The organism is Streptomyces sp. DSM 15324, assembly GCF_001514285.1.
Classification (GTDB): domain Bacteria; phylum Actinomycetota; class Actinomycetes; order Streptomycetales; family Streptomycetaceae; genus Streptomyces.
This window is the reverse complement of the sequence record NZ_KQ949028.1, coordinates 163,348-185,148: the sequence shown is the minus strand read 5'-3', so window position 1 is coordinate 185,148 and position 21,801 is coordinate 163,348. Positions and strand designations below refer to the sequence as shown.

Annotated in this window: 19 protein-coding genes; 7 read left to right on the top strand and 12 right to left on the bottom strand. The window is 70.0% G+C overall.

Annotated features, from left to right (window positions below):
• Window positions 1-29: 29 nt before the first annotated feature.
• The 9 genes from AQJ58_RS20420 to AQJ58_RS20385 all read right to left on the bottom strand — a co-directional run bounded on the left by AQJ58_RS20420 (window position 30) and on the right by AQJ58_RS20385 (window position 10,662).
• The gene (locus AQJ58_RS20420) at window positions 30-470 is read right to left on the bottom strand and encodes a GlcG/HbpS family heme-binding protein (protein WP_067252114.1); all 441 of its coding nucleotides are present in this window, start codon (window positions 468-470) and stop codon (window positions 30-32) included.
• Between the two features lie 76 nt (window positions 471-546).
• Window positions 547-1,308, bottom strand: a complete 762-nt coding sequence (locus AQJ58_RS20415; RefSeq protein WP_067252112.1) for an ABC transporter ATP-binding protein — start codon at window positions 1,306-1,308, stop codon at window positions 547-549.
• On the bottom strand, window positions 1,305-2,069 hold the full coding sequence (locus AQJ58_RS41000) for an ABC transporter ATP-binding protein (protein WP_079079072.1): 765 nt from the start codon (window positions 2,067-2,069) through the stop codon (window positions 1,305-1,307). Before AQJ58_RS41000 ends, AQJ58_RS20415 begins: the two co-directional genes overlap by 4 nt.
• Window positions 2,066-4,117, bottom strand: coding sequence for an ABC transporter permease (locus AQJ58_RS20410; RefSeq protein WP_159056276.1), 2,052 nt, complete (start codon window positions 4,115-4,117; stop codon window positions 2,066-2,068). Before AQJ58_RS20410 ends, AQJ58_RS41000 begins: the two co-directional genes overlap by 4 nt.
• A gap of 73 nt (window positions 4,118-4,190) precedes the next feature.
• Entirely contained in the window at window positions 4,191-5,405 is a 1,215-nt protein-coding gene (locus AQJ58_RS20405; protein WP_067252110.1) for an ABC transporter substrate-binding protein, read from the bottom strand.
• Window positions 5,406-5,524: 119 nt separating this feature from the next.
• Window positions 5,525-7,243 carry a thiamine pyrophosphate-binding protein gene (locus tag AQJ58_RS20400; RefSeq protein WP_067252109.1) on the bottom strand — a complete coding sequence of 573 codons (1,719 nt, stop codon included), beginning with the start codon at window positions 7,241-7,243 and terminating at the stop codon, window positions 5,525-5,527.
• Window positions 7,244-7,737: 494 nt separating this feature from the next.
• Complete coding sequence (locus AQJ58_RS20395; protein WP_159056275.1) at window positions 7,738-8,790, bottom strand: VOC family protein; 1,053 nt, start codon at window positions 8,788-8,790, stop codon at window positions 7,738-7,740.
• Between the two features lie 242 nt (window positions 8,791-9,032).
• The gene (locus AQJ58_RS20390; protein ID WP_067252594.1) at window positions 9,033-9,836 is read right to left on the bottom strand and encodes an alpha/beta hydrolase; all 804 of its coding nucleotides are present in this window, start codon (window positions 9,834-9,836) and stop codon (window positions 9,033-9,035) included.
• Window positions 9,837-9,864: 28 nt separating this feature from the next.
• On the bottom strand, window positions 9,865-10,662 hold the full coding sequence (locus tag AQJ58_RS20385) for an SDR family NAD(P)-dependent oxidoreductase (RefSeq protein WP_067252105.1): 798 nt from the start codon (window positions 10,660-10,662) through the stop codon (window positions 9,865-9,867).
• 211 nt (window positions 10,663-10,873) lie between these two features.
• On the opposite strand from AQJ58_RS20385, the gene AQJ58_RS20380 reads away from it, so the two are divergent.
• From AQJ58_RS20380 to AQJ58_RS20350, 7 genes are all read left to right on the top strand, one after another.
• Window positions 10,874-12,166: an amidohydrolase family protein gene (locus AQJ58_RS20380; protein ID WP_067252592.1), complete on the top strand. Its 1,293-nt coding sequence runs from the start codon at window positions 10,874-10,876 to the stop codon at window positions 12,164-12,166.
• Window positions 12,167-12,564: 398 nt separating this feature from the next.
• The gene (locus tag AQJ58_RS20375; protein WP_067252103.1) at window positions 12,565-13,497 is read left to right on the top strand and encodes an ABC transporter ATP-binding protein; all 933 of its coding nucleotides are present in this window, start codon (window positions 12,565-12,567) and stop codon (window positions 13,495-13,497) included.
• Window positions 13,497-14,372, top strand: coding sequence for an ABC-2 transporter permease (locus AQJ58_RS20370; protein ID WP_067252101.1), 876 nt, complete (start codon window positions 13,497-13,499; stop codon window positions 14,370-14,372). The genes AQJ58_RS20375 and AQJ58_RS20370 overlap by 1 nt, the downstream gene beginning before the upstream one ends.
• A gap of 20 nt (window positions 14,373-14,392) precedes the next feature.
• Window positions 14,393-15,784, top strand: coding sequence for a sensor histidine kinase (locus tag AQJ58_RS20365; protein WP_234360134.1), 1,392 nt, complete (start codon window positions 14,393-14,395; stop codon window positions 15,782-15,784).
• Window positions 15,781-16,449 (top strand): response regulator, encoded by a 669-nt coding sequence (locus tag AQJ58_RS20360; RefSeq protein WP_067252100.1) that lies wholly within the window; start codon window positions 15,781-15,783, stop codon window positions 16,447-16,449. Before AQJ58_RS20365 ends, AQJ58_RS20360 begins: the two co-directional genes overlap by 4 nt.
• Window positions 16,450-16,559: 110 nt before the next feature.
• Entirely contained in the window at window positions 16,560-16,790 is a 231-nt protein-coding gene (locus AQJ58_RS20355) for an ATP-binding protein (protein ID WP_067252098.1), read from the top strand.
• A gap of 136 nt (window positions 16,791-16,926) precedes the next feature.
• Complete coding sequence (locus AQJ58_RS20350; protein WP_067252097.1) at window positions 16,927-17,124, top strand: hypothetical protein; 198 nt, start codon at window positions 16,927-16,929, stop codon at window positions 17,122-17,124.
• 19 nt (window positions 17,125-17,143) lie between these two features.
• Here the strand turns inward: AQJ58_RS20350 and AQJ58_RS20345 are convergent, their stop codons facing one another.
• The 3 genes from AQJ58_RS20345 to AQJ58_RS20335 are packed head-to-tail and all read right to left on the bottom strand — an operon-like array spanning window position 17,144 to window position 21,796.
• Window positions 17,144-18,733 carry a sensor histidine kinase gene (locus AQJ58_RS20345; RefSeq protein WP_079079098.1) on the bottom strand — a complete coding sequence of 530 codons (1,590 nt, stop codon included), beginning with the start codon at window positions 18,731-18,733 and terminating at the stop codon, window positions 17,144-17,146.
• A complete protein-coding gene (locus AQJ58_RS20340; RefSeq protein WP_067252094.1) occupies window positions 18,733-19,485 on the bottom strand; it encodes a response regulator transcription factor in 753 nt (250 codons plus the stop codon). Before AQJ58_RS20340 ends, AQJ58_RS20345 begins: the two co-directional genes overlap by 1 nt.
• Window positions 19,486-19,516: 31 nt before the next feature.
• Window positions 19,517-21,796 carry an ArnT family glycosyltransferase gene (locus AQJ58_RS20335; RefSeq protein WP_067252093.1) on the bottom strand — a complete coding sequence of 760 codons (2,280 nt, stop codon included), beginning with the start codon at window positions 21,794-21,796 and terminating at the stop codon, window positions 19,517-19,519.
• Window positions 21,797-21,801: the final 5 nt, after the last annotated feature.

Below are 21,801 nucleotides of genomic sequence, written 5' to 3'. Positions count from 1 at the left end.
CTCTCTTCATGCCAGTTGACAGCAGGCGGTCAGAGCGTCTTGAGGAAGGCCTCGATGGCCTCCTCGGCCACCTCTGCGTCCTGGTCGGAGCGCCCTCCGGAGACGCCGAGAGCGCCCACGCACACTGCGGGGCGACCGTCCCGCGCGGGCACCCACACCGGGACACCGCCCTCGACGGCGATCCCGCCGAACATCTCCGGCAGACCGAGCAGGCCCGGACGCCCGCCGGATGCCGCGATGTCCTCGAAGTGCTTGCTCGGCTTGCGGAACCCCGCCGCGGTGCGTGCCTTCGCGAGGGCGATGTCGACACCGGCGGGCTGGGTGCCGTCCATGCGGTGAAGGACGACGAGCTGCCCTGAGGCGTCGACCACGGCGACCGCCACGGTGATGCCCGCGCGGTGCGAAGCCGCGACCGTGGCGTCCGCGAGCAGTACGGCGTCGTCCAGGCCGAGCGAGACGATGTGGAGCATGTGGATCCTCAAGTCATGGGAAGGCGGCCACAAGGTGACTGCGGCCGCCGGAGTGCGGATGGCGAGCGGGGTCTGATCACCCCTCCTTGTCGGCTGGTTCTGCGGCATCACCGCCCGCCGACTCACCGAGGTAGCTGGCCGTCAGCAGGTCTCGGCGCGCGGCGAGTTCGGCGCCCGTGCCGGTCAGGACGATGCGGCCGTGGGACATCACATACGCACGGTCCGCGACACCGAGCGCGAGGGCCACATGCTGCTCGACGAAGAGCACCCCCGCGCCCATGTCGCCCGCGGCACGGCTCAGGACCGGCAGCAGCCGCTGCACGATGACCGGTGCCAGGCCGAGGCTCAGCTCGTCCACCAGCAGCAGCTTGGGGCGGGACACCAGGGCCCGCCCGATGGCGAGCATCTGCTGTTCTCCCCCGGAGAGCAGGCCCGCCTTGCGGGCGAGGCACTTGCGGAGTTCGGGCATCAGGTCGAGGATCTCGTCGACGGACGCGCCGCCGCGAGAGCGGGCGAGGGCCATGTGCTCGCGCACGGTGAGCCCGAAGAACAGAGCCCGGCCTTCGGGGACGTAGGACACACCCTCTCGGGCCAGGCGGTGGACGGGTTTGCCGGCGACCGGCTCGCCGTGCACCGTCACGGTGCCCTGCATCGTCTGCACGAGCCCGACGACCGCCGCGAGGGTGGTCGTCTTGCCCGCGCCGTTGGGCCCGAGCAACGCCACGACCTCGCCGGGTGCCACCTCCAAGGTCACCTCGCGCGTGGCGGGCACACCGTTGTATCCGGCCGTGAGCGAGTCCAGTCGCAGGGCGAGCGCATCGGTGAGGGTGCTGGTCATGCCGCGGCCTCGCTTCCCAGGTAGGCGGAGATGACGACGGGGTCCCGACGGATCTCGTCTGCGGGGCCGGAGGCGATCACTCTGCCGAAGTCCAGCACCATGACCTGGTCACAGGTGCTCAGGACGAGCCCCATGTCATGGTCGACGAGGAGTACGCCCACACCGTCGTCGGCGAGCAAGCGGAGCCGGGCGCCGAACTCCTGGCTCTCGTCACTGTCGAGCCCGGCCGCGGGCTCGTCCAGCAGAACCAGGCGTGGCCGGGAGGCGAGCGCCCGCGCGACCCCGACCAACTTCCGTCGGCCCAGGGTGAGTTGGGCAGGATAGCGATCCGCAACCGCTTCCAGGCCGGTGAGTTCGAGGGCCCGTGCCACATCCGATGTGTGGTCGGAGGCTTTCGCACGCCGAGGGGTCAGACTTCCGAGGGCGGCCGCAGCCGTGCGCTCGCGTGCGGTGAGGAGGTTCTCCCGGACGGTCAGGTCGTCGAAGAGTTCCACGGACTGGAAGGTCCGGGTCAGTCCCTGACGGGCACGCCAGTGGGCCGGCCGCCGGGTGATGTCCGTACCGTCGAGGAGAACGCGCCCCGCCGCCGGGCGCGTGTAACCCGTCAGGGCGTCGATCAACGAGGTCTTCCCCGCGCCGTTCGGGCCGATCAGGCCCGTGACCTGGGCCTCGGGGACGGCGAAGGTGACGGCGTCGACCGCGGTCACACCGCCGTACGCGACGGTCAACCCGTCCACGGAGAGCAGCGTCGAGTGCGTCATGAGGTCACCGTCCTGCGCGGGTCGGCTGTCGCCGGTGTGTTGTTGTCGTCGGGGGCCGGCGAGGGTGCATCGGTGTCCTTGGAAGCGGACATCCGGGTGCCGAGACGGCGGACCGCGGCCACCGGCCCCTTGGGACCGAGGAGTTGGCCGGAGACTCCGTCGGGGTTCTGGACGGCCGTCAGGGTCAGGGCGATACCGGCCACCAGCCCCTGGTACTGGCCGATGTGGAACCAGCGGTCCAGCAGACTGACGAAGAGCCCGGCGGGAGCGAACATGACACCGGCCATGGCGGCTCCGGTGATCCGTCCGACGCCGGCCACGTAGACGACGGCCAGCAGGCTGAGCGAGTTGAACACGGCGAACTGCGACGGGGAGACCGTGCCCTGCTGATAGGCGAGGAGACAGCCGCCGATGCCCGCGACGAAGGAGGACAGCGCGAAGGCGGACAGCTTGGCCCGGGAGACGTTGATACCCGCGGCCGCCGCGGCCCGCTCGTTGGAGCGCACGGCCAGGAACATCCGCCCAGGCGCCCCGAGGCGTGTCCGGGCCACCATCCAGCCCGCGAGAACGGCGACGAAAAGGGCGAACGCCCCGAAGATGAGACGTGGATAGTCGTCGCCGCGCGCGATACCGAGGTCGAGACCGAACAGCTGGGGCGAGGGCACGTCCTTGCCGGCCAGGCCACCGGTGAACGACGTCGCGTTGAACACCAGCGCGTCGAGGGTGTAGCCCGCCGCCAGCGTGATGATCGCCAGGTGCACCCCGCGGATACGCAGCGCGGGCAGACCGACGACGATCCCGACCGGGACCGCGCCCACGGCGGCGAGCAGGAAGGACAGCGGAAACGGTACGCCCCACGACAGCGAGAGGTGGCTGAGCAGGAAGGCGCTCATGCCGGCGAGCGACATCTGGGCGAGCGAGACCTGGCCGACGTAGCCGGTGAGCACGACCAGCGACAGACAGATGACGCCGGTGCCGATCGAGTTGATCATCGCGGAGCGCAGCGAGCCCTGAAGGGCGGCGAGCAGGAGCAGGCCGGCGCCGAAGGTCAGTACGGCGGTCAGTGCGGGACGTACCGGCCGGCCCACTGTGGCCGTGCGCAGTTCCGCCAGCTCCCCCCGGGCCGCCAGACGCTTCGTCAGCAGCGGCAGGGCGATCAGGATGGCGAGGAACGGGAGGCCTTGCGCCACGCCCTGCTGGGGGAGCCAGGTCCACACCGTGAGCAGTTTGGTGATCTCCGACTGGGCCATGCCGAGGACGAGACCGGCGGCGGCTGTGACGGCGAAGGACGAGAAGCGGGCCACGAGCGCGACACCCAGGGCGGGGACGATGAAAAGGGTGTACGAGGACGGGTCCAGGGTCGATATCGGCGCGATGAGGATGCCGGCGGCCGCGGCCATGACACTGGCGATCACCCAGTTGACGGCGGCGATGCGATGGGCGGACAGCCCGATCAGCGCCGCGCCCGCGTCGTTCTCCGCGGCGGCACGGGTGGCCAGCCCGAAGGGAGTGAAGCGGTAGACGGCCGCGAGGACCGCCGCGAGCACGACGACGAGGCCGGCGAAGTAGAGCCGGTCCACCGGGAAGGTGACCCCGGCCAGGCTGAGCGTCGAGGTGGGCAGGATCGGGTTCGTGGAGCGGCCCTGGGTGCCGAAGTTGAGGACGGCGATGGCCTGCAGACCGAGCATGACGCCCACCGAGGCGCAGACACGGGTCAGGGGTGCGGCGTGCTGCAGCGGGCGGTATACGACGACGTAGAGCAGCAGGCCGAAAAGGGCGCTGTAGACGAGCGCCGCGGCCATCGCGACCGGCGTGGACAGGCCCGACGAGGAGAAGGTCCACGCGTGCGGCAGGCCGATCCAGGGGAACTGCAGGGTGCCGCGGTCGCGCAGGTCGAGGAAGACATAGGCGCCGAACATCGCGACGGCGCCGTGGCCGAAGTCGACGACTCCGGCGCTTCGGTGCTTGAGAACGAGGCCCAGGGCGAGGATGCCGTAGACGGCACCGGACCCGAGCCCGAGCAGGAGGAACAGGAAGTACGAGGACATGCCACCATCTCCGGTGCGGGGCAGTGCGGTCGACGGACAGGGGCCGGGCATGTGCCCGGCCCTCAGGGGCGTGTCAGCCCGTGAAGTCGGAGCCCGCCGTCACCCACTCGTCGCCGACGGAAGCGGACTTTCCGTTCTTGACCTGGTAGATGCGCTGGTAGGCGTTGCAGACCGCGGTGCTCTTGCCGAGCTGCTTGCCGTCGCAGGTGTACGGGTGCGACAGGAAGTTGTGGTGGTCCGGGCCGGTGCGGAAGGCGGAGAGGATGCTCTGCGTCGTCAGCTTGGAGGGGTCGGTCTTCCTGAGCGCGGCCTGGATGTTCAGGACGGAGCCGAAGCCGGCCAGGGTGCCGGTCGCCCGGACCGTGTCCTTCGCGTACTTGTCCATCACGGCGTTGAACAGCTTCGCGTCCTTGCTGCCGCCGTCCAGGGGTTCGAAGGGCTGGGCCGTGTACAGACCTTCGGCGGCGGCACCGGCGGCCTCGAGCGCCTTGGGTTCTATGCAGGGGCCGATGCCGAGCAGCTTCGCGTGGTTGCCGACGGACTGAAGGGCGCGCAGCGCGTTGGAACAGCCGTTGGGGAGGTTGACGTAGACAGCGTCGGCCCCGCTCTGTACCACGGCCGCGGCCTGTGCGGACAGGTCGGCCGCCGCCGGCGGCACCGCGACTCCCTTCACGCTCTTGGCACCGGCGTTCAGCATGGTGGGCTTGATCACGCCGAGGCCGGTCGACTTGCCCTGGCTGTCGTCGGTGTACATCACCGCGCCCTTGGAGACGCCGAGCTCCTTGACGGCGTACGCGGACAGCGCGGCGTTGTCGCCCTGGGACGTGCTGTAGAACTGCACGGAGTTCTTGCCGGTGTTCTCCGCCGGAGTGAAGGTCATGCCGCCCAGGTAGGCGAGGTTGGCCCGCTCCCACACCTTCATCGCGGCGCCGGCGCCGGTGTCCGCGGCACCCAGGATCGCGACGGGCTTCTGGTCGAGGATCTGGTTGGCGCAGCGGGTGGAGGTGGCCGGCTGTCCGTCCGTGACGCAGCTGACCAGCTTGATGGGGTGGCCGCCGATGCCGCCGAGGTACTCGTTGACGTAGTCGACGGCGGCCTGCTCCCCCTTGAGAACCTCCGGGAACGTGACGGGACCGGACTCCAGGTTGAGGACACCGAAGACCACCGGTGTGCCGCCGGCGGGGTTCTTCTTGCCCAGGATGTCGGCCGAGGCCGCCGCCGAGTCGGTGGAGGTGTCGTCCGAGGACGAGCACGAGGTGAGCAGCATGGTGGCCGCCGCGACGGCCACGAGACTCAGAAATCTGGACTGGGTTCCCACACGAACAGGGGGCATGACGACTCCTCGTTGAGTGCACGTGCGTGGTGGACAAGGCAGGAATGCGAGAAGAAGGAGGAACGGGAACTGCCTCAGCGGACGGGGCGGCGGGTCGCCGCGCCGAAGGCCGGGAACATGGGGTGTGGTTCGAAGCGCACGCGCACGTCGAGCAGTGCGGGCAGCGGACTGGCGAGGGCACGGGCCCAAGCGGGCGCCAACTCGTCCCAGGTCTCTATCCGTTCGCCGTGGCAGCCGAAGCCGCGTGCGACCGCCGCGTAGTCCGTGCCCGCCAGCTCGGTTCCCAGCTCGAATCCCGAATGCTGCTGGCTCGCCCGGATGACGCCCCAGGCTTCGTTGTTGTGGACGACGTGGAGCGCGTGCAGGCCGTAGCGGCGGGCGGTGTCGAGTTCCTGGATGGTGAAGCCGATGGAGCCGTCCCCGGTGATGTGCACGACGGTCCGGTCGGGGTTCAGGGCTGCCAGGGTGTTGGCGTAGGGCAGGCCGAAACCCAGTTGCGCCATCCCCGCCTCGTGGAAACGGGTCCGTGAACTGTGCGTCGGGGTCAGGCTGTTGCTCCAGAAGCTGGTGTGACCGCCGTCGTAGACGACCAGGCTCTCCTCCGGAATCAGCTCCCCGAGCGCCTTCGCCAGGGCCGCCGGATGCATGACCGGACCGGTGTCCGCTGCGAGTTTGTCGAGTTCGGTCAGGTGTGCCTCGTACTCCTCTCGCAGACTGGCCAGCCAGTCGGTCCTGGCGGAGGACGCGGCCGAATCCTCTTGCACGTCGTGGCATTGAGTCAGTGCGTCGCCGAGTTGCGCCAGCACCGCGGTGGCGTCTCCCACCAGCCCGATGGACACGGGTCGAGCGTGTCCGATGACCGAGGGCTCGATGTCCACCTGGATCAGCCGCTGCTCCGGTTCACCCCGTACGACCGGAGCGCCGTCCTGCCACAGCCACGAGGAGAACCGGCATCCGATCGCGAGGACCAGGTCCGCCTCACGCATCGCCCGGATGACGGCAGGCCCGCCGATGACTCCGCCATGTCCGACGAACGCCGGATCCTCGGTGGCGACGACGCCGATACCCGACTGTGTCGTGGTGGCGGCGGCACCCAATTGCGTGACAAGCCGGCGGAATGGGGCGTCAGCTCCCACGGCACCGCCGCCGGCGATCACCAACGGGCGCCGGGAGCGCGCGAGCAGTGCGGCCGCATCGGCGACCGCCACCGGATCGGCGACCGCCGGCCGTGGGGAGACGAAAGCCGCACGCGTGACGGCCGACTCGTCCGCGCCGAAGTCGACCGACGCGGCCAGCACGTCCCGCGGGATGTCCAGGTGGACCGGCCCCGGGGTACCCGTCAGCGCGTGCCGCAAGGCGGTCCCGAAAGCCTCCGGAAGACGGCGGGCGTCGCGGACCTGGGTGTTCCACTTGGTCAGCGGCCGCAGCGCGTCGACCGCGTCGAGTTGCATCAGCGCGCCGCGCCCCGGAGAAGTGTCGGCGGAGTGACCGCTGACGGTGATCGCGACCAGCGCGAGGTTGTTGGCCCTGGCGCTGCCGAGCCCGGCCATCAGGTTGTGCGTGCCCGGGCCCTGCTCCGCAATACAGACCGCGGGGACCCCGGTGGCCTGGTAGACGGCGGTGGCCATCAGGGCCCCGGCGGCCTCATGGCGGGTACCGATGTAACGAAGCTCCGGGTGCTCCCCGATCGCGCGCAGCAGCGGTCCGAGGGCGCCGCCCGCGACACCGTGGATGTGGTGGATCCCGGCGCTGCTCATCAGGTTGGCCAGCACATGACCTGCGTCGATCGGCATGGGGTGCTCCTCATCCCGGATCGTTGCTGCGTGTGCAGGTCGAGTGCCCCGGGCTCAGGTGGATCGGGTTTCGCTGGGAAGAGAACATCCAGCAACTTTCATTGAGAGAAAGCGCCTTTCGCAGTTGCGTGGGGGACAGTAAACCGCAGGTGTCCGCACGTGTCTACGGCCTCTTCGGGGTAACCCTGGCGAAGCGCGCCGGAAACGACTTCTCGGGGCACGACAACCCGCAGACGGCCGCGCTCCTCCAGGAGTGCGGCCGTCAGATGTTGCCGTCCGTGGGCTGGTCAGGTCTCTCTGTCTGGGCGGACGATCGCGTCGGAGTCGAGCCGGCCGCCGGCGGTGAGGAGGACGGTGGCCACGACTGCGGCCGCGAGTGCGGTGTCGCGGGTTCTTCCTGTCGAAAGCGGCACGGCGGACTCCCGTGTGGGCGGGTGAAGTGAAGTGATGTGCGGGACCACCCCGGGCCGGTCCGTCGGCCCGGGGCGTCGGGCTCAGCCGCGCGGGCTGCCGGCCTGGTCGATCTGGACCAGCAGGCCGCTGAAGTCGCGCACCAGGACGCTCTGGGTGCCACGCGCCACCGACGCGTGGCCGTGCGGTGTCACGATCGTGACACCGGCCGCCTTCAGACGGGCGACCAGGCGCGGAAGGTCGGTGGTCGAGATCTCGTAGGAGGGTGCGCCCGGGTCGGTCCGGGCGGGCCGGAAGTCCGTACGGGCCAGGTCGTCGTACTCGAAGAACTCGCAGCGCACCTCGGGCGCGCAGTTGCCGGTGGCCGCGGCCCAGGTGGAGCCGTGGGTGATGCCGAACATGTCCGCGAGGAAGTCCGCCATGACCGGGTGCTCGTAGGGGCCCACCAGCCAGGAGAAGCCCGGATCGATATCGAAACCCAGCAGGTCGCGGTAGAACGCCAGGGAGGCGGTGTCGCTCTTGGCCACGAAGTCGATCTGGCCCCGGATCACGTAACGCATGCCCGGGCCGTCGGTGACCGCGGGCGGGTCGACCGTGAACCAGTCGTCGGGACCGGACCGCTGCACCACCTCGACGGGCATGCGGTCGGGGTCACGGACCCAGGTGGTGATCGTGCCGGTCCCGGTGCCGTCGGGGATCGAGCCGCCCTCGCGCAGGGTCGGGGTGTGGGCGGCGCGCAGTGCCGCGAAGGCGGCCTGGGCGTTCTTCACGCTGAGCGTCAGCTGCATCTGGCCCGGGTCGGCGGGACCCGCCTGTTGCGGGGTCTGGAGCACCCCGCGGTACTGGGTGAAACGCAGGACGAAGGTCTCGTTCGGTACGGCGATGTCGACAGTGCGCGACCGGACGCGGGTGCCGCCGAGCGCGGACTGCGTGGGGTCCGGTGACCACCGGCTGGGTCTGCTCGCGAGTTCGAGGCCCAGGACGCCGTGGTAGAAGCGGATGGTCGCGTCGAGGTCGGCGACGGTCTCCCGGTAGGCGACCGGTGCGTTGACCACGGTAGTGGTGGAGGCGTCGGCGGCTGCCGCGGCGGGTCCGGCCGAGGTGGCGGCTGCCTGGGCCGTGGCGAATGCGGACATGGCCAGAGCCATGGCCGCCGCCATGCGGGTGAGGCGACGCCGGGGGACCCGCTTCCCCGGGCGTCGGGCTGAGGGGATGTACGACGTTCGCGTGCGCATGGTGGCTCCGAGTGTTCGGTGGCGCATCGTCTGAGGTCACCTCACGGTGAAACTGCCTTCTGGGTCGCACTGCTGCCGAACGGCCTCCGGTAAGCGGGAAGCCATCCGTTCCCGTGGGCGGCGGCGGGCCGCCGCCCACCAGGTCAACGGGGGGCGGTCACGTCACGGACGAAGGCCACCGCGGAGGCGAAGACCGGTTCCAGGTCCGTGAGGCCCTGCCACAGATGGTCGGCGCCCTCGACGGGATCGAGCCGGACCTGTACGCCCGCGGCGGCCAGGGCTGCCGCGAGGGCCTCGCTCTGCCCGAAGGGCACCGCGCTGTCGGCGGTTCCGTGCGCGATCAGGAACGGCGGGGCGTCGCGGTGGACGTGACTGATCGGACTCGCCTCACGGGCGAGCTCGGGCACCTTCCGCGCGGGAGCGCCGAGGAGCCGCGCCTCACGGGTGTCCTCGGGGTCGGAGGACAGGCTGTGTTTCGGATCGGCGCCCGCCATGGCCGGCAGGTCCGCGGGGCCGTACCAGTCGACGACCCCGCGCAACGGCCGATCGGTGCGCAGTGCGAGCAGCGCGGCCAGATGGGCCCCGGCGGACTCGCCCCACAGGACGACCCGGTCCGCGTCCAGGCCGAACAGTTCCGGCCGTTCGGTCAGCCAGTCCAGCGCCGCCGCCAGATCCTCCAGGGGCGCTGGGAACAGCGCCTCTCCGCTGAGCCGGTAGTCGACGGAGGCGACGGCGAAACCCTGGATGGCCAGGCGTTCGAACGGCGTCGGCTGCCAGCCCGAGAAGGTCGGCGCGAACATCTTCCGGCTGCCGCGCAGCCAGCCGCCGCCGTGCACGAAGACGATCAGCGGAGCAGGTCCGGGTCCGGCGGACGGCAGATACAGGTCCAGCTGGAGCGGACGGAAGCCGAGCGGCTCGGCGTACACCAGACCTTCGTGGACCCGCACGCCAGTGGCGTGGCCGTCCACTGCCACCTCAGGCACCGATCATGTTGAAGCCGCCGTCGGCGTTGAGGTACACGCCGGTCATGTGGGCGGCGTCGTCGGTGGCAAGGAAGAGAGCCGTGCCCGCGAGTTCGGCCGGGCCCGGGATGCGGCGCATCGGCGTCTTGGCGATCATGTCCTCGCGGCGGCCCGACTTCCAGTCCGCGCGATCGAGGAGCGTCTGGGTCTCGATGAAGCCCGGCGCGAAGGTGTTGACCCGCACGGTGGGGGCGAAGGCCTGGGCGTAGGACTTGGTGATGCCGAGGATGCCGTACTTCGCGGCGGCGTACTGCGGAGCCCGCGCACTGCCGCGCACGATCACCGTCGAGCCGATGTTGACGATGGCGCCGTGACCCTGCTCCAGCATCCGGGCGCCGAACTCATGGACGCAGAGCATGGTCCCCTTGACGTCCACGGCAAGGACGTGGTCGATGGACTCCTCGGTGAGGTCCCGCCAGGACATCTGGTCGCCCGCGACGTCGCCGACGTTGTTGACCAGCACGTCCAGCCCGCCGAAGCGCTCGAAGACCTCGTCGGCCATGCGGATGACGTCGGCGTGGATCGCGATGTCCGCTTGTACGGTGAACGCCTCGCCGCCCACGTCCTTGATGCGGGCAACCGTCTTGTCCGCCCCGGCCGCCGAGCTGCGGTAGTGCACGGCGACCCGGGCACCTTCCTGCGCGGCGCGGACGGCGATCTCGGCGCCGTATCCGGTGCCGGCGCCGGTGACCAGCACGGTGCGACCCTCGAAGCGACGGGGGACGAAAGCGGCGGGGGTCTGCTCAGTCACGGACTTCCCCTTTCTCAGAGATTTTTCATTAAGCGAAAGTTACTTTCACATCAACCGCGGGCTTCAATGTAAACGGCGGCAGCCCCACTGTCCACGGCCACGAGACCTTGACAGCGCCTGCTTGCGAGCAAATACTCACCGCAACCGACAATGTGAAAGCAAGTTTCACTGGACGAAAAACTTGCGTCGGGAACCGACTTGGAGCGTGATGATGCGACGCACTGTCTTCACTGGTGGTCTGGTCTTCGACGGCACGGGCACGGACCCCTTCCCCGGTGAGGTGGTCGTCGAAGACGGGCGGGTTACGCGGGTGACACACGGCTGGTCCCAGGCGCCAGGAGAACAGGACGACATCCTGGTCGACTGCACTGGCAACACCGTCATGCCAGGTCTGATCGAGGCCCACTCCCACCTCACGTTCCCGTCCGCGGTGGGTCATATCGACCCCGGCTTCAACCCGCCCGTGGACGTCTCCTTCTTCCGCCGCGGTGTCACACCCGCCGACCATCTCGCCAGGGCGGAGCGCAATGCCCGCATCCTGCTCGACGCCGGATTCACCACGGCCTACTCGGCCGGCTCGCTCACCGCCGACTCGGTCGAGGTCGAGTTGCGCGAGCGCATCCGCTCCGGGGCCGTCCCCGGACCCCGGCTGCGTGCGGGCAGCTTCGAGCGGGACAACAACCCGCTGCACCACGGAGCGGTCTCCGTGGAGACCGGTCCGCCCGCCGTGCGCAGTTTCATCGCCGAACAGGCCGCCCTCGGCTTCGACAACGTCAAGTTCCTGCTCAGCAACGACGACGTGTTCACCCCGGGCGGCTCGCAGCAGACCCAGTACTCCACCGAAGAGGTGCGCGCCGCACAGGAACAGGCAGCGGAGTCCGGCGTCTGGCTCAACTGCCACGCCCAGTCCGCCGAAGCGGTCAAGCTCGCCGCCCGTCACGGCTTCCGTGCCGTGTACCACTGCACCTACGCGGACGAGGAGGCCCTCGATCTGCTGGAGTCCCGCAAGGACGACGATCTCTATGTCGCCCCCGCCGTCGGCATCGTGTACGCCAACGTGTACGAGGGCGAGGAGTTCGGTATCACCCGCGAGGTCGCCGAGCGGATGGGCCAGCCGCAGTGTCTGGAGACCATGGCCGAGCTCTACCCGCAGATGCGCCGCCGCGGCATTCCCGTGCTTCCCGGCGGTGACTACGGCTTCCCGAACAACCCCATCGGTCGCAACGCCCGCGACCTCGACCTCTTCGTCCGGGTCTTCGGCTACACGCCGGCCGCGGCCCTCTCCGCCGCCACCATGCTCGGCGGCCGGATCATGGGCATGGGTGACGAGCTCGGCCTCCTCGCCCCCGGATACCTCGCGGACCTGCTGGTCGTCCGCGGCAACCCCGTGCAGGACGTCACCCTTCTCGAAGACCGGGACAACCTGCTCGCGATCGTCCAGGAGGGCCGCTTCCACAAGGCCGACCCGGCGCTCAAACTCGCCGGCACGCACACCGCCGCCTGATCCGAAGGCGGCCTCGCCACACCGGGCCTCGGGCTCCCCAGCCGGGCGGGAACTCCTTCCCGCCCGGCTGCGTTCGTCAACGCCCGCTGCGCCCCATCTCCGAAGCTCACCCTCGTTGTTGACGTCGCCGGGACGACCAACGGCGTAGCCGAGGAGATCCCCGGACGGGCCGTTTCTGGGAGCGCCCGGGCCGGCCGAAGCCGCACCGGACGCTGCAGGTCATGCGGCACCCCCTCGACGCAATGCCTGACTCTGACGCCCGAGTGGTACCGCGGTACCACTCGGGCGTCGAAGATTCGCCCGCAGTCCCACAGTTCTGCGCCGCGGCGCCCGTAGCGTCGCATTCAGACGCCGCGGCGCATCCGCGGCTGAGTTCGAGGAAGGGAAGGCCCACACCCATGATCGAAGTGCGTGAGCTGACGAAGCGCTACGGCGACAAGACGGTCGTCGACAACCTGAGCTTCACCGTCAAGCCCGGTGAGGTGACCGGCTTCCTCGGCCCCAACGGTGCGGGCAAGTCCACGACCATGCGCATGGTCGTAGGCCTGGACGCCCCCACCAAGGGCTCCGTCACCGTCAACGGCAAGGTCTATGCCAAACACGCCGCGCCGCTGCACGAGATCGGCACTCTGCTGGAGGCCAAGTCCGTCCACCCCGGGCGGAGCGCGTTCAGCCATCTGACGACCCTTGCCCACACCCACGGCATCCCGCGCAAGCGAGTCGACGAGGTCATCGAGCTGGCGGGTCTGACCAGCGTGGCCGGCAAGCGGGTCGGCGCCTTCTCCCTCGGCATGGGGCAGCGCCTCGGCATCGCCTCGGCCCTCCTGGGCGACCCGGCGATCATCATGCTCGACGAACCCGTCAACGGCCTCGACCCCGAGGGCGTCCTCTGGGTCCGCAACCTTCTCCGCAGCCTGGCCGACGAAGGCCGCGCCGTCATGCTCTCCTCCCACCTGATGAGCGAGACCGCCCTCATCGCCGACCACCTGGTGATCATCGGACGCGGCCGCCTCCTCGCCGACACCACTGTCGACGACTTCACCCGGCAGGCCGGAGGCGGAGGCGTGAAGGTGGCCACCGCCGAGGCCGCGAGGCTGCGCGCGCTGCTCGCCGGCCCGGACGTCACCATCAGCTCCGCGTCCGCCGAGGAACTCCTGGTCGCCGGACGCAGCGCCCACGAGATCGGAGCGATTGCCGCCCAGCACGGGGTGGCCCTCTACGAACTCACCCCGCAGGCCGTCTCCCTGGAAACGGCCTTCATGGACCTCACCCGCGATGTCGTCGAGTACCAGAGCGCCTCGGCCGACGCCGCTGCACGAAAGGCCGCCTGATGCCCACCCTCACACACCGCCGCGCCGACAAGAGCCAGAACCTTTCCGCGGCACCCGAGCCCGGGACGGCCGTCCCCCCGACGAAGTACAAGGTGACCGGCATCCGGGTGCTGCGCTCTGAGTGGGGCAAGTTCTGGTCGCTGCGCTCCAGTTGGATCACCCTCGGCGTCGCCGTGTTCCTGCTCGTCCTCTTCGGCACGGTCGCCGCCTACACCTACAGCTCCGACGGCGCCGCGCCCGGCGGCCCGCCCGGCGGCTCGTCCTCCGACAGCGACGCGGTCAGCCTGGCCCTCACCGGGGTGTCCCTCGCGCAACTGGCCATCGGCGTGCTCGGCGTCCTCCTCGCCGCGGGCGAGTACAGCACCGGCATGATCCGCTCGACCCTGGCCGCCGTACCGCGCCGGCTGCCGGTGCTGTTCTCCAAGGCCGCCGTGATCGGCCCGGTCGCCCTGGTCCTCACCACGGTCGGCGCGCTGGCCGCGTTCCAACTGGGCGTCCCGGGTCTGGACGACGAGAAGATCTCCCTGTCGCTGTCCGACGACGGTGTGCTCCGCAGCCTGCTCGGCGCCGGCGTCTACCTCGGCCTCGTCGCCGTCTTCGGCGTCGCCCTCGGCATGCTGCTGCGCTCCTCCGCCGGAGCCATCGCCGCCCTGGTCGGCATCCTGCTCATCCTCCCCGGGCTCGCCTCCCTCCTCCCCGACTCCTGGTACGACACCCTCAACCCCTACTTCCCCAGCAACGCCGGCTCCGCCGTCTACGCCCTCCACGACTCCTCCGACTCGCTCTCCCCCGGCACCGGACTCGCGGTCTTCGTCGGCTGGGTCGCCCTGACCCTCGCCCTCGCTGCCTACCGGCTCCGCAAAGCCGACGCCTAAGCCGGGCACAAGGACGAATGGTGTCGACTTTCCCGGAACGCGCAGCCTCTGCTGCGGGCACCGACCGGGGGACGGCGTTCCCGCTGTCCCCCGGGCTCGACGCTGCCTGGGCGCACCCGGTCCTGGGCAGCCTGTTGCGCGGGCAGAACCACCGCCAGTGGCTGGACCGCCGGCATCCGTGGCTGCTCGACACGGCGGTGGTGCTGTTCGTCATCGCCCTGAGCCTGCCGGACCTCCTGGGGGGCAGCAGCAGCTCTCCCTTCGGGGGCATGGACTCCCGAGACGAACTGCCGACCGCTGTCGTCCTCGGATTCGTCGCTGCGATGGCCATCCCCTTGTGGTGGCGCCGCAGGGCGCCCTCCGTGACGTACTTCGTGACCGCGTCCGTGTCCTTGGTCCAGTGGTCGGCGGGCCTCTGGTCTCCGGCCGGCATCAGCACGCTCATCGCGCTCTACACGCTGGCCCGGCGGGGTTCACTGCGTGTGCTGGGCTGGGCCGCCGCGCTGGCCGCGACCGAGGTGCTCCTGACCGCCTATGTACTCGTACCGGTCGACCACCCGTTGCTCGGCTCCTTCTTCCTGCTGGGAACGACCACGGCGGCCATCACCATCGGCCTGACCCTCCGCACCCGCCAGATGTATCTGGCGGCCCTGGAGGACCGCGCCAAACGCCTGGAAGTCGAACAGGAGCAGCGCGTCCGCCTCACCGCGGCCGCCGAACGCTCCCGCGTCGCCCGCGAGATGCACGACATCGTCGGCCACAACCTCTCCGTCATGGTCAGCCTCGCGGACGGCGCCGCGAGGCTCGCGGCGAACAACAACGAACAGTCCACCGAGGCCCTCCGTATCCTCGCCGACACCGGCCGCCAGGCCCTGAGCGAGCTCCGCCGCGTGCTCGGCGTGCTGCGCGACGACCAGGATGAGAAGCGCCTGCTCAGCCCGCAGCCGACCGTTCGCGACCTCGACCCTCTCCTGGCCCGGGTGCGTGCGGCAGGCCTGAAGGTCACCTACCGGACCATGGGAAATCTCGACTCACTGGGCAGCGGCGTACAGCTCACCGTCTATCGCGTCGTCCAGGAATCACTCACCAACACCCTCAAGCACGCCGGTACGGGCACCACCGCCGAGGTCGCCGTGACGGCCGACGCCGGCACTGTACGGATTCGGGTCACCGACACCGGCGTACCGCCCGGCGTCACACCACAACCGATGACGGAGCCGCGGAGCACCGCCGACCCCGGCCACGGGCTCGTCGGCATGCGCCAACGGGCCGCCATGTACGGCGGTACCGCCACCATCGGTCCGCGCGACACCGGACACGGCTGGCTCGTGGACGTGGTACTCGACGTACCCGCCGCCACCGCCCTGCCGGTTCCAGGAGAAGAGCCGGTTCCAGGAGACCATCTGCCATGACCACGGTGTTGATCGCCGACGACCAGCCCCTGCAGTGCATGGGCTTCCGCATGCTCATCGCCGGCACCCCCGGCCTGGAACCGGTCGGGGAGGCCTCTCATGGCGCCGAGGCCGTCCGCATGGCCGCCGAACTCCGCCCGGACGTCGTTCTCATGGACATCCGCATGCCGGGCATGGACGGCATCGAGGCCACCCGCCAGATCGTCGCCTCCGGCGGCCGCACCCGCGTCCTCATCGTCACCACCTTCGACCTCGACGAGTACGCATACGAAGGCCTGCGCGCCGGCGCCAGCGGCTTCCTCCTCAAGGACGCCCGCCCTGAAGAACTCGTCGCCGGTATCCAGGCGGTCGCCAGCGGCGACGCCGTCGTAGCGCCGAGTCTGACCCGCCGTCTGCTGGACGCCTACGCCCACCAGGTCCTCGCCCCGTCCGACGCACCCGCATCCCCGGAGTCACCGTTGAACAGGCTCAGCGATCGCGAACGCGAGGTCCTGGTCGCCATCGGACAGGGCTGGACGAACTCGGAGATCGCCGAGCGATTCGTGCTCACCGAGTCCACGGTGAAGAAACACGTGGGCCGGGTCCTCGCCAAGATCGGGGCGCGTGACCGCATCCAGGCCGTGATCATGGCGTACGACGCCGGGCTGGTCAGGGCCAAGCCGTAGCCGTCATCTCCTGCTGCACAGCATGCACCTTCCCCCCGGCAAGCCGTGTTGCTTGAAACCCCGACGTACGGCGCGGCCGTCACGTCGTCTACAACCTGCACGGACACTTGGTGCTTGTCACCAAGTACCGGCGGCCGCTGCCCCTGGCCGTGTACGTCGCGGGCTACCGCATCGTTCAGAAGGCGTTGACGAACGTGCGCAAGCACGCCGCAGGCGAGCACGCCCGGGTCCGTCTGTCATTCGGCCACGACTCCCTGCGTATCACCGTGGAGAACGATCTGCCCCTGGCGGTGCGCCGGCTGACCAACTGTCTGGACGAGGGGGAACCGGCCTCGGGCTGATCAGCTCGCTGGAGCGGAGCGCCGCTGTCGGCGGCCAGGTCGCGATCGGTCCGGTCGCGACCGGGGGATTCACCGTGGATGCGAAACCGCCGCTGGGCCGCTCCCGGATCGCCTGCCGGGAGTGCAGTGACGATCCGTGGGGATCGGCGTGTTCGGGCCAGTGGCCGGCTTGACCGCGATCACCGAGTTCTACCGGCGTTTCCTGTCGTGTGTCACTGATATGAAGCACATCTGGACCACCGAAGTACTCGACGCCAGAACCACGAAACGGGTGATCGTGGACACCGACGGCCTCATCACGCACCTGCGTGCCGAATCGGTGCTCCTGTCGTAGTCGGCCGACAAACGATGTCCTACGTCGTGAACCGGCCGGGCGGTCGGCGCGTGAAGGCGGGCAGCGCCGAGGGGACGTCCGGCTCCGATACACAGCCTGCTCGGCCATCGACCACTGGGAGCAGCAACCGGAAGGTGCATCCCGATCCGGCTCGCACGTCGAGCTCAAGACGTCCGCCGTGGCCCTGGGCGATCGCCGAGGCGATGGCGAGGCCGAGGCCGCTGCCGCCTTGGTCGCGGGATCGGGAGGGGTCGACACGGTAGAAGCGCTCGAAGACCCGCTCAGCCTCCTCGGCGGGCAGACCAGGGCCTTGGTCGACGACTTCGATCACACAGACCGCCGTGCCCACCGCCAGCGGAGGAGCGGCACTGGTACGGCCCCGGCGGTCGGTGCCACCGGTCGTCGCACCCGCACGGGCCGTGCCCACACGGACGTCGACCGGGGTGCCGGGCGCTGTGTGGACCAGGGCGTTGGACAACAGATTGTTGACGACCTGGAGAAGACGAGCGGGGTCGCCCACGGTCTCCACCACGTCGAACTCGGAGTCCTCTGCCGTGGCATCCAGCGGGCTGAGCGTGACACGGTGCAGGCCGCGCGCGCGTACGGTCGCCGCGCTCACCGCGTCGGCCGCGAGCGAGAGCAGGTCCACGGGGACCCTGCGGTACTCGGGCTCCTGGTCGAGTTTGGCGAGCAGCAGCAGATCGTCGACGAGGTGGTTCATGCGCAGGGCATTCTTGGCGACCTGTTCGTCGGCCTCCCGACGCTGGTCGGCGGGCCGGTCGGGATGGCGCAGGGCGAGTTCGGCGAAGCCCTGGATGGAGGTGAGGGGCGTACGGAGTTCGTGTCCGGCGTCGGCGACGAATCGGCGCAGCCGGGCCTCGGAGAACTCGCGCTGGCGGAGGGCCTGTTGGAGCCGGTCGAGCATGTCGTTCAGTACGGTGCTCAGGCGGCCGGTCTCGGTACGCCGATCGGTGTCGGACAGCCGCAGGCTCAGGTTGCCCGCGGCGATGTCCTGGGCCGTGCGCTCCATCCGGGTCAGCGGGAGCAGGCCGAGGCGGACCACCCAGCGGCCGACGGCGACCAGCCCGACCACCGCTACGGCGAATACGGCCACGTTGAGGACGAGAAGCTGGGACATGGTCCCCTCGACGGTGTCGAGGGGAAGGGCGACCACATAACTGGTGTCGTCGGCTCCCGTTCCCCACAACACCCTCCAGTGGCTGTCTCCGGACTCGGCCGGCACGGTGGCCTGCTGCCCCGGAGTCAGGTTCAACTCGCTCGTGGAGCTCGGGAGTTTCGGCCCCGGCGGGTCCCCGCCGCCGAGCGTGCCGCGCTTCGCACCTGAGGCGTCGTAGAAGGTGACCCTGAAGTCGGAGGGCAGGCTGACGGAGCCCGGAACCGGCTCACTCGCCGGCCTGTCCCGGCCCGGGAAGGCCTGTTGCGGGAGGATGAACTCCGTGAGCTGCTGGTCGACACGGTCGAGCAGCCACGAGTGGAGCACGAGGATGCCGATGGTCTGTGCCGTGAAAACGGCGACCGCCGCGAGCAGGGTTGCTCCCAGTACCAGGCGGCTCCGCAGCGATCGGAGCCACCGTGTCAATCCGCGGATCACCGGTCGGTTCCGGTGCTGTGGTGGTCCCGAGGCAGCCGCAGGCAGTAGCCGACCCCGCGCACGGTGTGCAACAGCGGGGGGTCGAAACGATCGATCTTGCGCCGCAGGTACTTCACATAGGTCTCCACGATGCGGCCGTCGCCCGTGAAGTCGACCCCCCACACCTGGTTGAGGATCTTGGTTTTGCTCAGCACGCGGTTGCTGTTCTCCAACAGGTAGGTGAGCAATCTGAACTCGGTGGGCGAGAGCGGGATGTACTCGCCGGCCCTGTGCACCTCATGGGCGTACTCGTCCATTTCCAGGTCGGCGAAGCGCAGGACGCCCTTCTCGGCGCCCTCCACGTCGTACATGGCGTCCGGGTCCGTGCGGCGCAGAATGGCGTGGATGCGCAGCAGCACCTCCTCGATACTGAAGGGCTTGGTCACATAGTCGTCGCCGCCGGCCGTCAGGCCCGTGATGCGGTCGGTGACCTCACCACGGGCGGTCAGGAACAGCACGGGCGTTCGCACCCCCGCCGCCCGCAAGGTGCGGGTGATGGCGAAACCGTCCAGGTCGGGCAGCATGACGTCGAGGAGAATAAGGTCGGGACGGAAGCCCTCGACGTCCCGCAGCGCCGCCTGGCCGGTGGCAGAGCTGGCCACCTCATAGCCGGACAGCCGCAGCGCGGACTCCAGCAGCATGCGGATACTGGGGTCGTCCTCGACCACCAGCAGGCGGTGCGGAGCACGGGCGGCGGGCTGTTCGGCCATGGATGCGGAGTCGTCCGTTCTGCCTCTGCTGCTACTTCGCAGCGCAGTCGTACAGGGTGGTGCCGGTACGGCCCATCATGCCGCCCGATGTCTGGTCACTAGTGGAGCTCTTCGTGCTGCCGCCGTACTCCTTGGCCGGGACCTTGGTGCAGTTCTCGCTGATCCAGGTCGAACGTTGCGAGGCGGCACTGTCCTTGCCGCCCATCATGGCGCCCATGCCGGCCATACCGCCCGAGGAGTCGGAGCCGAGGACGTAGCGCAGTTCACCGCTCTTCGTCCACTTCTTCAGCTGCGCCACGGAGGGCGCGTCGTCGCTGCCCATGAAGCCTCCCATGCCGATCACCGTGGCGTCGCTGTCCAGGATGAACGCTGTCGCGCTCTGGGCGCCGCCTTCGACGGCAAGGGTGATGCGAGCGCCCTTGGAGTTCTCGGTGGCGTAGTTCAGGATCTTCCGCTGCTCGGAGGTGAGGGTGGTGGCGCCGCCCAGGCGGACCATGCCGGATCCGCTGCCGCCGCCGTTTCCGGGGAGCGAGGGCATGGTGCTGCCGGATCCCGATTTCGAACCGCCGCCGCTGGTCCCGCCCGGCATGCCCTCCGGCATACCGCCCGAGGTCCCGCCAGGCATACCGCCGGATCCCTCCGGCATCTCCATGCCCTCGGGCATCTCGGCGGTGCCCCCGCCGGGCATGCCCGACCCGCCGCCGGACCCTTCAGGCATCTCCATACCCTCGGGCAGCTGGAAACCACTCCCGCCACTGCCACCACTTCCGCCAGCGCGGAACGGTCCTCCGCCGCCGAAGGACATCGAGGCGGGCCCGGCGGTCGGGTTGGAGCCGCCCATCGCGGATCCCGACCCGCCCGGTACGCTCACCGCCCATGCGGCGGGCGCGAGCAGCACAGCCAGCAGGGCACCGCCCAGGGCGACCGGCAGCAGCCTGGCGTTGAGCGCAGCCGCCAGCACCAGTGCGACGACGGCCAGTCCGATCACCAGCACCAGCCAGGCCAGCCACCCGTTCCAGGACGGCACCCGGCGGATCACGATCGCGGCCCAGATCACGCTCACCAGCACGGTTCCAGCGCCGACGGGCAGCGCCCAGACCGCGCCGGCCCGGTGCGCCCGTGCCAGCGCCGTCACCAGTCCGGCGGTCAACGCGGCTACAGCGGGGGCGAGTTGGGTGGTGTAGTAGGGGTGGAAGGTACCTTCCTGAGTGGAGTACACCAGGCCGGACACCACGAGCCAGGTCCCCCACAGCACCCACCCGGACCCGGCGAGGGACTCCCCCGCCGAGGTCGTGCCGCGCCGGCGCAGCACCGCTCCGACGATCGCGACGATCAGCGCCACACCGCTCGCGGGCAGCAGCCAGCTGATCTGCCCGGCGACCTGGTCGTTGAACAACCGCAGCAGACCCGACTCCCCGCCGAACCCGCCCCCGAAGTTGCCCATCCCACCGGTACTCCCGCCACCGAAGATCCGGCCGAGCCCGTTGTAGCCGGTCACCAGGTCCCAGGCACCGCCGTCGGTGCTGCCACCGATATAGGGCTGCTCCCCCGGCCACCAGGCGACCATCGCCACCCACCACAGCGAGGACACCGCGCACACGGCACCAGCGATCAGCAGCCGCACGATACGCGCGAGCCACGGTCCGCTCGCGCCGACCAGCCAGGCCGCGGCGAGGGCCGGCAGCACCATCCAGGCCGCCATCATCTTCGTGAGGAAGCCGCAGCCGATCAGGAAGCCGCTCGCGCACAGCCACCATGTGCCCTGCCGAGTCGCCTGGGACTGCAGGGCCCGCGTGAGGGCATAGGCCGCCGACACCAGGAACAGCACCAGCAGGGTGTCGGGATTGTTGTCCCGGTTGATCGCCACGGTGATCGGGGTCAGCGTCATCACCAGGGCCGCGATCAGCGCGGTTGCCTCGCCCGCCCAGCGGCGGACCGTTCGGTGCAGTACGAAGATCGCGGCGACGCCCTCCAGCAGCTGGGGCAGGATCAGCGCCCAGCCGTGCAGGCCGAAGATCTTGCTGCTGATCACCTGCGGCCACAGCGCGGCCGGGGGCTTGTCGACCGTGACGACTCCGGCCGGGTCGAAGGCGCCGAAGAGGAAGTTGGTCCAGCTCTGGCCCATCGACTTCACGGCGGCCGAGTAGTAGGTGTTGCCCCAGCCGAGCGAGCCCAGAGCCCAGCCGTACAGCAGAGCGGACAGGAGCAGGATCGCCCCCAGGGCGGCCGGGGCCGCCCAACGTGGCAGGGCACGGCCCGTGCCCGGCAGACGCACGACAGTGCTTGTCTGCGCCTCAGTAGCGCTGGTCATGGCGG